Annotated in this window: 11 protein-coding genes; 10 read left to right on the top strand and 1 reads right to left on the bottom strand. The window is 66.4% G+C overall.

What is annotated here, in order from left to right:
• Nucleotides 1-43 precede the first annotated feature (43 nt).
• Genes MF609_RS03710 through MF609_RS03700 form a run of 3 tightly spaced genes read left to right on the top strand, consistent with a single transcriptional unit; the run spans nucleotide 44 to nucleotide 2,534 of the window.
• Entirely contained in the window at nucleotides 44-979 is a 936-nt protein-coding gene (locus tag MF609_RS03710) for an ABC transporter ATP-binding protein (RefSeq protein WP_242414945.1), read from the top strand.
• A complete protein-coding gene (locus MF609_RS03705) occupies nucleotides 976-1,743 on the top strand; it encodes an ABC transporter permease (protein WP_242414944.1) in 768 nt (255 codons plus the stop codon). Before MF609_RS03710 ends, MF609_RS03705 begins: the two co-directional genes overlap by 4 nt.
• An 11-nt stretch (nucleotides 1,744-1,754) precedes the next feature.
• Entirely contained in the window at nucleotides 1,755-2,534 is a 780-nt protein-coding gene (locus tag MF609_RS03700; RefSeq protein WP_242414943.1) for an SDR family oxidoreductase, read from the top strand.
• 249 nt (nucleotides 2,535-2,783) lie between these two features.
• On the opposite strand, the gene MF609_RS03695 is transcribed toward MF609_RS03700, so the two are convergent.
• Nucleotides 2,784-4,901, bottom strand: coding sequence for an AsmA family protein (locus MF609_RS03695; protein WP_242414942.1), 2,118 nt, complete (start codon nucleotides 4,899-4,901; stop codon nucleotides 2,784-2,786).
• 156 nt (nucleotides 4,902-5,057) lie between these two features.
• On the opposite strand from MF609_RS03695, the gene rpmI reads away from it, so the two are divergent.
• The 7 genes from rpmI to MF609_RS03660 all read left to right on the top strand — a co-directional run bounded on the left by rpmI (nucleotide 5,058) and on the right by MF609_RS03660 (nucleotide 12,454).
• Nucleotides 5,058-5,261 (top strand): 50S ribosomal protein L35, encoded by a 204-nt coding sequence (gene rpmI / locus MF609_RS03690; RefSeq protein ID WP_056457646.1) that lies wholly within the window; start codon nucleotides 5,058-5,060, stop codon nucleotides 5,259-5,261.
• A 13-nt stretch (nucleotides 5,262-5,274) separates the two neighbouring features.
• Nucleotides 5,275-5,646, top strand: a complete 372-nt coding sequence (gene rplT, locus MF609_RS03685) for a 50S ribosomal protein L20 (protein ID WP_055757215.1) — start codon at nucleotides 5,275-5,277, stop codon at nucleotides 5,644-5,646.
• 181 nt (nucleotides 5,647-5,827) lie between these two features.
• Nucleotides 5,828-6,142: a GIY-YIG nuclease family protein gene (locus tag MF609_RS03680; protein ID WP_242414941.1), complete on the top strand. Its 315-nt coding sequence runs from the start codon at nucleotides 5,828-5,830 to the stop codon at nucleotides 6,140-6,142.
• A gap of 33 nt (nucleotides 6,143-6,175) precedes the next feature.
• Nucleotides 6,176-7,345: a phenylalanine--tRNA ligase subunit alpha gene (pheS, locus tag MF609_RS03675; protein WP_242414940.1), complete on the top strand. Its 1,170-nt coding sequence runs from the start codon at nucleotides 6,176-6,178 to the stop codon at nucleotides 7,343-7,345.
• The gene (gene pheT / locus MF609_RS03670) at nucleotides 7,342-9,705 is read left to right on the top strand and encodes a phenylalanine--tRNA ligase subunit beta (RefSeq protein ID WP_242414939.1); all 2,364 of its coding nucleotides are present in this window, start codon (nucleotides 7,342-7,344) and stop codon (nucleotides 9,703-9,705) included. The genes pheS and pheT overlap by 4 nt, the downstream gene beginning before the upstream one ends.
• Nucleotides 9,702-10,571 carry an aldose 1-epimerase family protein gene (locus MF609_RS03665; protein WP_242414938.1) on the top strand — a complete coding sequence of 290 codons (870 nt, stop codon included), beginning with the start codon at nucleotides 9,702-9,704 and terminating at the stop codon, nucleotides 10,569-10,571. The genes pheT and MF609_RS03665 overlap by 4 nt, the downstream gene beginning before the upstream one ends.
• Before the next feature lie 311 nt (nucleotides 10,572-10,882).
• Nucleotides 10,883-12,454 carry a peptide chain release factor 3 gene (locus MF609_RS03660; RefSeq protein WP_242414937.1) on the top strand — a complete coding sequence of 524 codons (1,572 nt, stop codon included), beginning with the start codon at nucleotides 10,883-10,885 and terminating at the stop codon, nucleotides 12,452-12,454.
• Nucleotides 12,455-12,473 lie beyond the last annotated feature (19 nt).

The raw sequence follows: 12,473 nt of genomic DNA, 5'->3' as shown, positions 1-12,473 counted from the left end.
GGCGACTTCCCCCGGTCATCGAAGCGTGGAACAAGCCGTTCTTATGGAAACCATTCTTTCGATCCGGGGCATCGCCAAGACGTACAAGTCGGGCACCGTCGCGCTGCAGCCGACCGACCTCGACATTGCGAAGGGCGAAATCTTCGCACTGCTGGGGCCGAACGGCGCGGGCAAGACGACGCTGATCAGCATCATCTGCGGCATCGTGACGGCCAGTGCCGGGACGATCACCGCCGCCGGGTTCGACACGGTGCGCGACTATCGCGAGACGCGGACGCGGATCGGGCTGGTCCCGCAGGAACTGCTGACCGATGCGTTCGAAAGCGTGATGGCGACCGTCACCTTTTCGCGTCGGCTGTTCGGGCGGCATGGCGACCCGGCGTTCATCGAAAAGCTGCTGCGCGACCTGACCTTGTGGGACAAGCGCGATGCGAAGATGACCGAGTTGTCGGGCGGCATGAAGCGCCGGGTGATGATCGCCAAGGCGTTGAGCCACGAACCCGATATCCTGTTCCTCGACGAACCGACCGCCGGGGTCGATGTCGAACTGCGCCGCGACATGTGGCGGCTGGTCCACGAACTGCGCGAACGCGGCGTCACCATCATCCTGACCACCCATTATATCGAGGAGGCCGAGGAAATGGCCGACCGGGTGGGCGTGATCGCCAAGGGCCGGCTGATCCTGGTCGAGGAAAAGGCGGCGCTGATGCGCAAGCTGGGCAAGAAGACGCTGACGCTGACTCTGGCCGATCCGCTGACCGAGGTGCCGGCGGCGCTGGCGCACTGGCCGCTCGAACTGACCGATGACGGTCACGCACTGACCTTCGCCTTCGACGCCAAGGCAGAGGACAACGGCGTGCGCGCGCTGCTGCGTGCCGCCGACGAGGCCGGCATCGCGTGGAAGGATATCGCGACGAAACAGTCGAGCCTCGAGGACATTTTCGTCGGGCTGGTCCACGAACAGGAGAGCCGGGCATGACCTTCAACTGGCATGGCGTGCTGGCGATCTATCGCTTCGAACTGGCGCGGTTCGGGCGGACGATCTGGACCTCGCTGATGACGCCGGTCATCACCACCTCGCTCTATTTCGTGGTGTTCGGCACCGCGATCGGCAGCCGGATGAACGAGGTGTCGGGCGTGCCCTATGGCGCGTTCATCGTGCCGGGCCTCATGATGCTGACGATGCTGACCGAGAGCATCTTCAACGCCAGCTTCGGCATCTTCATGCCCAAATGGTCGGGCACGATCTACGAACTGCTCTCCGCCCCCGTTTCCACGCTGGAGACGCTGGTCGGCTATGTCGGCGCGGCGGCGAGCAAGTCGGTGATCGTGGCGCTGGTGATCTTTGCCACCGCCCATCTGTTCGTCGATGTGAGCGTCGCGCACCCCTTGTGGGCGCTATGCTATCTGCTGCTCGTGGCGGTCACCTTCTGCCTGTTCGGCTTCATCCTCGGGCTATGGGCGAAGGGGTTCGAACAGTTGCAGGTCATCCCGCTGCTGGTCGTCACCCCGCTGACCTTCCTAGGCGGGGCATTCTATTCGATCGACATGCTGCCCGGCGTGTGGCGGACGATCAGCCTGTTCAATCCGATCGTCTATCTCATCAGCGGGTTCCGCTGGACCTTCTTCGGGACGGGCGATGTGTCGGTGGCGGCGAGCCTCGGCGCGACGCTGGGGTTCCTGCTGATCTGTGTCACGGTCATCACCGTGATCTTCCGCACCGGATGGCGGCTCAAGAAATAAGGACGGACGCGATGGACCTGGGAATTGCCGGCCGCAAGGCGATCGTGTGCGCATCGAGCGCAGGGCTGGGTCGCGCGTGCGCGCTGGAACTGGCGCGGGCGGGAGTCGATGTCGTCGTCAACGGGCGCGATGTGGCGAAACTGGCTGCGACGGCGGCGGCGATCCGGGCGGAAACCGGGGTGAGCGTAACCGAGGTGGTCGGCGATCTTTCCACTGACGAAGGCCGCGCTGCCCTGCTCGCCGCCTGTCCGGACCCCGACATCCTGGTCAACAACAATGGCGGCCCGCCGCTCAAACCCTATACCGAACTGGAGGCCGACGGCATTCGCGCCGGGGTCGAGGCGAATTTCGTGACCCCTGCCCTGCTGATCCAGGCGGTATTGCCGGGCATGGTCGAGCGGGGGTTCGGCCGGGTGGTCAACATCACCTCGGGGTCGGTCAAGATGCCGCTGCCCGGCCTCGACCTGTCGAGCGGCGCGCGCGCCGGGCTGACCGGATTCGTCGCCGGGATCGCGCGGCAGGTGGCGGGATCGAACGTCACGATCAACGGGCTGCTGCCCGGATCGTTCGATACGGCACGCATCGCGTCGATGACGGAAGCAGCGGCGAAGAAGAACGGCACCACGCCTGCGCAAGAAAAGGCGAAGCGGGCGGAATCGATCCCGGCGAAGCGGATCGGCGATCCGGCCGAATTCGGCGCGGCCTGCGCCTTCCTGTGTTCGGACAAGGCCGGCTTCATCACTGGGCAGAGCCTGTTGATCGATGGCGGGGCGTTTCCGGGGATTCTTTGATTTTCACGCGAAGGCGCGAAGACGCGGAGAGGGAGTTTTAGGTAGATTTCGCGCAGAGACGCGGAAGCGCAGAGAGAGGTTCTCTCTGGGGTAACCGGCCGCGTTCGGGAGACGATAGTTTTTGATGCAAAGACGATCGAAAGCCGCTGTCGCGGCAGACCTAACCGCGAACGCAACTACTCTGCGCCTCCGCGTCTCTGCGCGAAATCTACCTTAATCGCCCTCCGCGTCTTCGCGCCTTCGCGTGATTCAAAAAATCCCGAGAAACTTCTTCCGCTGCTCCTTGCGCTCGCCCCGGTTCGAGCGACCATCCTCCGCCTTGGCCGTCGTCCCGCGACCGACATCGTCGCGCGCCTCGCCCTTGGTGGTGCGCTGCGCCCGCGCGGTGGCACCGGCAAGGACCGGACCGCAGGCCGCGCCCTTGGCATCGCCCGGATCGACGAACGCCAGCACCCCGGCCAGCGGGCTTGCGACGACTGCCAGCCCCAGCCCCGCCCCGGCTCTCCCCAACAGTTCGGGGCTGACGACCGAATAGCGCGGCGCTGCGAAATAGCCGCCGATGCCCACCGGCGACTGGCCGGCGAACAGCGAGAATTTCTTTGAATCGGCACGGACAGCCAGATCGATCGTCTCGTTGCGGAAGCTGAAGCCGCCGCGGCCGATCATCACGTTCTTCTGCGTATCGATCAGGATCGGGTCCGCCGCCGCCACTCCGCCGCGCACGGTGAAGCCGATCAGGCCGCAATTGATCCGCACCGGTTCCTTCAGCTTCCCCTCGAACATCTTCTGCGCGAACGTGCCGAGATCGAGTTCGGACAGCTGGATATTGCGGGTCCAGAAGCTGCCGGCGGGCAGGATGACGGCGATGCGCCCGTTGGAGGCGGCGAGCGAATCATGGACGGTATCGCCGGTACCGGTCAGCTTGATACGGGCCTTGACGGTGCCGGTGGTGCCCGCTTCCTCGACGCCCCAGCCGGCGAGCAGCCGCCCCATCGGCGTCGGCGACAGGCGGATGTCGTAATCGGTGACGGCGGGGCGGCGGCGGGCATCGATGACGATGTCCGACGCGACATTGCCGCGCGCCATGGCGAAGGTCAGCGGCGAGAGTTTGAGCAGCCGGTCGTTCAGGTCGAGCGTCAGGTCGACATTCGACACCGGCAGGCTGCGCGCGCGGACATTGCCGACCTTGTAGCGGACCCTGGCGTCGAAATTGCGCAGTGCCTCGACGTTCAGCTTCGCATCGGGAAGCAGGCGGGGGGCGCCGCCTTCGCGGACGATCGCGCCTGCCGCGCCCTGTTTCTCGATCCGTTCGAGGTCGTAGCCGACGAACGCCGACATATCGACGATATCGAGCGTGCGTGAGGTGAGATCAGCGGTCAGCAGCAGGCGCGGCTCGCGCTGGGTGACGGTGAGGCTGCCGGCAAGGTCGCTATCGCCGAACACGCCCTTTAGCCGGCTGAACTTCCAGTCCGGGCCGTCCTTGGTCATCCGCCCGGTCAGGCGATAGGTGCGGGTGTCGGGGGTGATGATGCCCAGCGTCGCGAAGACATCGGCGAGGTTCGCCCCGCGCAGCCGGACGGCGAGGTTCGATCCGTCGAGCTGGGTCGGACCGGGCAAGGTTCCGGCGAGGATCGCAACCGATCGGGCGACCTCGATGCGGGCGGTCAGCTGGTTCTCGCCGCCGCGAATCGTCGCGTTGGGCGATTGGAGTTGCCCGGTCAGGCGGAACGGACGGCCGCGCACCGTCCCGCGCCCGGTGGCGTTGATCGCGCTGGCGAAGCGGGTGCCCTCGCTGATCGTCGTGTCGAGGTCGAAAGTCCCGTCGAGCAGGAATTGCGGGTCGCGGTAGCGAATCCGGGTGTCGCGGAAAATACCGCTGCGCACGACCGGCAGTTCGAGCTTCTTGCCCGGCTTGCCCGGATCGCCGAAGGTCCAGGTGTTGCGCTTGCGCGCGGCGTCCCAATGCAGGTCGGCCCGCGCACCATCCAGTTCGAGCCAGTTTACCCGGCGGCGACCGAAGAGGAAGGTCAGCGTCGCGGTCGAGCTGTCGAGCTTCTTCGCCTCGAACAGATTGCCGCCGCCGGCCCAGTCGGGGTTCGATACCGACAGCCCCTCGGCAAGGAATTTCAGGTCGATGGGATTGAAGTAGAATTGGAAGTCGCCCGCGACCCGCACCGTCCGGCCGCTCTGCGACGAGGCGATGCGTTCGAACGTTCCTTTGAGAAACCGGCCCTTGGTGACGAACAGGATCGCCCACGCCAAGAAGATCGCCGCGACGATCCCGATCAGCGTCCGAATCGCGATCCGCCGCCAGTCGCGGCGGCGGGGGGCGTCGGGAGCGCCGGTCGTCGGGGAAACTTCGGCCATTGGCTCCACAGCGTTCGGGGGCGAAACGAGTTCCGGCGGTTGCGTTTTGCGTGCCGACGGGTTAGGGGCGCGCTCTTTCCACGACCTTTCGGGATTCGCCCGGCCATCTGGGGCTGCCGCGGCAATCCGCACGTCGTGATATTTGAGGAGACCAAAATGCCCAAGCTCAAGACCAAGAGCGGCGTGAAGAAGCGCTTCAAGTTCACCGCCACCGGCAAGGTGAAGCACGGCGTCGCCGGCAAGCGCCACCGCCTGATTTCGCACAACGCGAAGTATATCCGTCAGAACCGCGGGACCTCGGTCCTGGCCGACGCCGATGTGGCTCACATCAAGGCGTGGGCGCCTTACGGCCTTCGTTAAGGAGTACTGAGCAATGGCACGTATCAAGCGCGGCACGACCACCAAGGCGAAGCACAAGCGTATTTTGGATCAGGCGAAGGGCTATTATGGCCGTCGCAAGAACACGATCCGCATCGCTCGCCAGGCCGTCGAAAAGGCCGGTCAGTACGCTTATCGCGACCGCAAGGTTAAGAAGCGGACCTTCCGTGGTCTGTGGATCCAGCGCATCAACGCCGGTGTCCGCGCGGAAGGCATCACCTATTCGCAGTTCATGCACGGCTGCAAGCTGGCCGGCATCGAACTCGACCGGAAGGTCCTGGCCGACATCGCGATGCACGAGGAAGCCGCCTTCAAGGCGATCGTCGCGCAGGCGAAGGCCGCCCTGCCGGAACAGGCCGCCGCGTAAGCGAACGGCTCCTGTTTGAGGGATGGAAGACGCCGGTGGGGTGACCCGCCGGCGTTTTTTTGTGCTCAAGGTTCGTCATTCCCGCGAAGGCGGGAATCCATAGACGCTGGCGTCGCGGCTCTATTAGCATCGTCAGCGTATATGGGTTCCCGCCTGCGCGGGAACGACGAATGGGATTGGCATGGACCGCATCTTCGAACCTTGCGTGTACATCGTCGCCAGTCGTCGCAACGGCACCATCTACACCGGCGTCACCAGCAATCTGATCCAGCGCCTGCACCAACACCGCACCGGCACCTTTCCGGGCTTCACTGCAGATCACGACTGCCACCGCCTCGTCTGGTTCGAACCCCACGAAACGATGGAGACCGCCATCCAGCGGGAAAAGCGGATCAAGAAGTGGAACCGTGACTGGAAACAGAATCTGGTCGAGCGGGACAACCCCCACTGGTCCGACCTCGCCTCGGGGCTAGGCTTCTCCGCCGTTCCGCAATAAAGCCGGTCGCCTATCCCGACCACCGGAGCGACCGTGACCCCCGATCTCGACCAATTGCGTGCCGACCTGCTCGCCGCCATCGATGCCTCTGCCGGGATCGACGCGCTGGAGGCGGTGCGTGTTCATGCGCTGGGCAAGCAGGGGGCGGTGACCGGCCTGCTGAAGACGCTGGGCAGCCTGTCGCCCGAGGAACGCCAGACCGTCGCGCCGGGCATCCATGCGCTGCGCGAAGCCGTCACGACGGCGATCGGTGCGCGCAAGGCGGACCTTGAGGCACGCGCGCTGGCCGCCAAGCTGGCGGGCGAGCGCGTCGACCTGACGCTGCCCGCCGACCGGATCGCGCCGGGCGGGGTGCATCCCGTCAGCCAGGTCATGGACGAACTGGCGGAAATCTTCGCCGATCTGGGGTTCGCGGTGGCGACGGGGCCGGAGATTGAGGATGACTGGCACAATTTCACCGCGCTCAACATTCCGGAGACGCATCCGGCGCGGGCGATGCACGATACGTTCTACGCGCAGCGCCGAAGCCCGCAGGGCGAGGAAACCGCAAGCGCGGCCGGCGGCGCCGAAGCGCCGTCCGACGACGGTGGCTCCGCCACCGGCGCTGCAGAACGCTACGTCCTCCGCACACATACATCGCCGGTCCAGATCCGCACGATGATGGCGCAGCAACCCCCGATCCGCATCATCGCGCCGGGGCGGGTCTATCGCAGCGACAGCGACGCGACCCACACGCCGATGTTCCACCAGATCGAAGGACTGGTGATCGATCGGGGCATCCATATGGGGCATCTCAAATGGACGCTGGAAACCTTCCTGAAGGCGTATTTCGAGCGCGACGACATCGTACTGCGCCTGCGCCCCAGCTATTTCCCGTTCACCGAACCGTCGGCGGAGGTCGATATCGGCTATACGCTCGAAAAGGGTCGGCGCGTGGTCGGCGGCGATCCGAGCAAGGGCAATGGCGGCTGGATGGAAGTGCTGGGCAGCGGCATGGTCCATCCCAAGGTCATCGCCGCGTGCGGGCTGGACCCGGATGAGTGGCAGGGATTTGCGTTCGGCACCGGCGTCGACCGGCTGGCGATGCTGAAATACGGCATGGACGATCTGCGCCCGTTCTTCGACGGCGATCTGCGCTGGTTGAAACATTATGGCTTTGCGGCGCTGGACGTCCCCACGCTGTCGGGGGGAGTAGGCGCATGAAGTTCACCCTGAGCTGGCTGCACGAGCATCTCGACACCGATGCCTCGCTCGACACGATCCTCGGCGCGCTGAACGCGATCGGGCTGGAGGTCGAGGGCGTCGAGAATCCGGGCGAGAAGCTGTCCGCCTTCCGCGTCGCGCGTGTGTTGAGCGCCGAGCCGCATCCGCAGGCGGACAAGCTGCAGGTGCTGTCGGTCGATGCCGGCGACGGCCCGTTGCAGGTCGTCTGCGGCGCGCCCAATGCGCGGGCCGGGCTGGTCGGCGTGTTCGGGATGCCGGGCGCGACGGTGCCGGCCAATGGCCTGGTGCTGAAGGTCGCCGCGATCCGCGGCGTCGAATCCAACGGCATGATGTGTTCGACCCGCGAACTGGAGCTGGGCGAGGACCATGACGGGATCATCGAGCTGCCCGCCGATGCGCCGGTCGGCACCCCCTTCCCCGCCTATGCCGGGCTGGACGATCCGGTCATCGACATCAGCGTCACGCCCAACCGGCAGGATTGCATGGGCGTGCGCGGCGTCGCGCGCGATCTGGCGGCGGCGGGCTATGGCAGCCTGAAGCCGCTCGCGGTGCCGGTCGTGACGGACGAAGGCGACGGGCCGGACGTGCGGGTCGAGGATGCGGCGGGCTGTCCGGCCTTTTATGCGCAGGCGGTGCGCGGCCTGACCAATGGCGAGTCGCCGGAGTGGATGCGGCGGCGGCTGAACGCGATCGGGCAGAAGCCGATTTCGACGCTGGTCGACATCACCAATTACGTGATGTTCGATCTCGGGCGGCCGCTGCACGTCTATGACATGGCGAAGCTCGATGGCGGGCTGGTCGCGCGGGCTGCGACGCCGGGCGAGAGCGTCATGGCGCTGAACGGCAAGTCCTATACGCTGGACGGCGGCGAGACGGTGATCGCCGATGCCGGTGCGGTGCATGACATTGGCGGCATCATGGGTGGCGAGCATTCGGGGGTGTCGGAGACGACCACCGACGTGCTGATCGAATGCGCCTATTTCACTCCCGAAGCCATCGCGCGGACGGGGCAGAAGCTGGCGCTGACCAGCGATGCGCGCACCCGGTTCGAACGCGGCGTCGATCCGGCGTTCCTCGACCAAGGGCTGGCCATCGCCACCGATTACGTCCTGCGGCTGTGCGGCGGGACCGCCAGTGGCGTGACGAAGGCGGGCACCCCGCCGACCGAGCCGCGCGTCATCACCCACCAGCCGGGCCGCGTCGCAACGCTGGGCGGACTGGACGTCGCCGAGGACCGGCAGCGCGAGATTCTCGAACGGTTGGGTTTCGCGGTCGGCGATGGCTGGCAGGTGACGGTCCCGTCGTGGCGGCGCGATGTCGAGGGCGTGGCCGATCTGGTCGAGGAAGTGATCCGGATCGAGGGGCTGGACAAGGTACCGTCCACCCCGCTCGACCGCCCCGCCGGCGTGGCGACGCCGACCGCGACGCCAGAACAGAAGCTGGAGCGGCGGATGCGCCGCGCGGCGGCGGCGCGCGGGCTGTCGGAGGCGATCACCTGGAGCTTCATCGCCGACGACGAAGCTGCCCCGTTCGGCGGCGGCGCGTGGGAAGTGGTCAATCCGATCGCCAGCGACATGCGCGTGATGCGCCCGTCGCTGCTGCCCGGATTGCTGAGCGCCGCCGCGCGCAATGCGAAACGGGGCCAGTCGAGCGTGCGGCTGTTCGAGATCGGTCGGCGCTATCTGGCCGAGGGTGAGCGGGCGACATTGGGCATCGTACTGTCGGGTGAGCGTAGCGCACGTGGCTGGCGCGGGGGCAAGGCGCAGGGCTTCGACGCGTTCGATGCCAAGGCCGAGGTGCTGGCGCTGCTGGAGGCGGCAGGTGCGCCGGTCGGCAATCTGCAGGTCATGGACGGTGCTGGCGACGTGTTCCATCCGGGGCAGTCGGCGACGCTGCGGCTGGGGCCGAAGACGGTGCTGGCGAGCTTCGGCGTGCTGCACCCGTCCACTGCCAAGGCGTTCGACCTGGGCGGCGGCGTGGTCGCGGCGGAGATCTATCTCGACGCGCTGCCGGCCAAGCGGGGGAGCGGCTTCATGCGCGCGGCCTATGCGCCGCCGGCGTTGCAGGCGGTGACGCGCGACTTCGCGTTCCTGGTGGCCGAGGACGTGACCGGCGACCAGCTGGTGCGCGCGGTGCGCGGCGCGGACAAGGCGGCGATCGTCGACGCCCGGCTGTTCGACGTCTTTGCCGGACAGGGCGTCGAGCCGGGGCACAAGAGCCTGGCGATCGAGGTCACGCTGCAGCCGGGGGCCAAGAGCTTCACCGATGTCGAGCTGAAGGCGATTTCGGACAAGATCGTCGCGGCGGCGAAGAAGGTGGGCGGGAGCCTGCGCGCATGACCGTGACGCTCACCAACGGCACGCTGACCGTCGCGGTCGAACCGCTGGGCGCAGAGCTGCAGTCGATCAAGGATGCAGACGGCCGCGAGCTGATGACGAATGCCGATCCGGCGTTCTGGACCGGCCATGCGCCGATCCTGTTCCCGATCATCGGCGCGGTGCAGGACGATCGCTATCATGTCGATGGCGAAGTCTACCACCTTGCCAAGCATGGCTTTGCGCGGCGGCGGATGTTCGCGAAGGTTGCGCAAACCGATACGTCGGTGCGGTTCGAGCTGGTCGACGATGCGGAAACGCGGAAGGTGTACCCGTTCGCGTTCATGCTCCACGTGGAACATCGGCTGGACGGGGCGACGCTGCACAGCGAGGTGACGGTGACCAATAGCGGGGAGCGCGACCTGCCGGCGAGCATCGGGTTTCATCCGGCCTTTGCCTGGCCGCTGCCCTATGGGCGGTCCCGCGCGGCGCACCGGATGGTGTTTTCGGACGCGGAAGTTGGCACGATCGCGGCGATTGCGGCCAATGGGACGATCGCACCGGAACGCCGGCCCGATCCGGCAGTCGACCGGGTGTTGCCGCTGACCGACGAACTGTTTGCGGATGATGCGCTGGTTTATGACCCGGTTACCAGCACTTGGGTGCGGTATGGGGCGCAGGACGGGCCGCAGTTGCGGGTCGATTTTCCGGGGATGCCGAAGCTTGGCATCTGGACGAAGCCGGGTGCTGCGTTCGTTTGTATCGAGCCTTGGGACGGGATCGCGGACCCGGAAGGGTTTGCTGGGGACATCTTCGACAAGCCGGGGATCAATCGGGTCGCGCCGGGACAGTCGCATCGGGCGGCTATGTCGGTGACGTTGGAAGGTTGATTTTCACGCGAAGGCGCGGAGACGCGACGAAGTCAGGGTAGATTTCGCGCAGAGACGCGGAGGCGCGGAGGGGTTGCGTTCGCGGCGAGGTTCCGCCGCGATAGCGGCTTTACTGCCCGTTGCAGCGAACGCAGTTGTCTGCCGTACGCACCCGGTTTCTGCAAACGCAACCTCTCCGCGCCTCCGCGTCTCTGCGCGAACCACTCCCCTTCTTCTCTCCGCGCCTTCGCGCCTTCGCGTGAACCCACCTTCTTCCCCGCCGAACGCACCCGAATCTTGCCGCCTCCCCCGGCCCACACTAAAGGCCGGCGATGGACCATATTTCCGATCGCCGCACCTTTGCGATCATCTCCCACCCCGACGCCGGCAAGACCACGCTGACCGAAAAGCTGCTGCTGTTCGGCGGTGCGATTCACTTGGCGGGTGAGGTCAAGGCACGCGGTGCCGCGCGGCGCGCCCGGTCGGACTGGATGAAGATCGAGCAGCAGCGCGGGATTTCGGTCACCTCGTCGGTGATGACGTTCGAGCGGAACGGCCTGACCTTCAACCTGCTCGATACGCCGGGCCACGAGGACTTCAGCGAAGACACGTACCGCACGCTGACCGCGGTTGATTCGGCGGTGATGGTGATCGACGCGGCCAAGGGGATCGAGCCGCAGACCCGCAAGCTGTTCGAAGTGTGCCGGCTGCGCAGCGTGCCGATCATCACCTTCGTCAACAAGGTCGACCGCGAGGGGCGCGATCCGTTCGCGCTGCTCGACGAGGTCGCCGACATGCTGCAACTCGACGTGTGCCCGATGACATGGCCGGCGGGCATGGGCGGGCAGTTCGAGGGGATTTACGACCTGGTCGACAACCGGCTGTTGCAGCCGGAGGCGGGAACGAAGGATTTCCAGGGCAAGGTGGAGCAGTTCACCGGGCTGGACGATGCGCGCATCGACGAGGTGCTGTCGACGGAGGGGGCCGAGCGGCTGCGCGAGGAGGCCGAGCTGGCAACCGGCGGCTATGCCGCGTTCGACGGCGCGGCGTACCGCGCGGGTGACCTGACCCCGGTCTATTTCGGGTCGGCGCTGAAGGAATTCGGGGTCGATTCGCTGATCGACGCGATCGCGCGCCACGCCCCCCCGCCCCGCCCGCAACCGGCCGAACCGGCCCCGGTCGATCCGACCGACGACCGGGTGACCGGGTTCGTGTTCAAGGTGCAGGCGAACATGGACCCCAACCACCGCGACCGGATCGCGTTCATGCGGCTGTGTTCGGGGACGTTCAAGCGCGGCATGAAGCTGACCCCGACCGGCCATGGCAAGCCGATCGCGATCCATTCGCCGATCCTGTTCTTCGCGCGCGAACGCGAGCTGGCGGACGAGGCCTATCCGGGCGACATCATCGGCATTCCCAACCATGGCACGCTGCGCGTCGGCGATACGCTGTCCGAGCGGGCCGATGTGCGCTTCACCGGGCTGCCGAACTTCGCGCCGGAAATCCTGCGCCGCGTGGTGCTGAAGGACCCGACCAAGACCAAGCAGTTGCGCAAGGCGCTGGACGACATGGCCGAGGAAGGGGTGACGCAGGTCTTCTACCCCGACATCGGGTCGAACTGGGTCATCGGCGTCGTCGGGCAGTTGCAGCTCGAAGTGCTGCTGAGCCGGCTGGAGGTGGAATACAAGGTCGCAGCGGGGCTGGAAATGGCCCCGTTCGAAACGGCGCGCTGGGTGTCGGCGGCCGATCCGGCGGATTTGAAGGCGTTCACCGACCTGCATCGCAGCGCGATGGCGAAGGATCGGGATGGCAACCCGGTGTTCCTTGCCAAGAGCGCGTGGGAGGTCGGCTATATTGCCGATCGTTATTCGAAGGTGAATTTCGCGGCGACGCGGGAGCGTTAGGATTCACGCGAAGGCGCGA

Origin of the sequence: Sphingomonas panni (assembly GCF_022664435.1) — a bacterium.
Taxonomy (GTDB): domain Bacteria; phylum Pseudomonadota; class Alphaproteobacteria; order Sphingomonadales; family Sphingomonadaceae; genus Sphingomonas; species Sphingomonas panni.
This window is presented reverse-complemented; position numbering and strand designations above follow the sequence as displayed.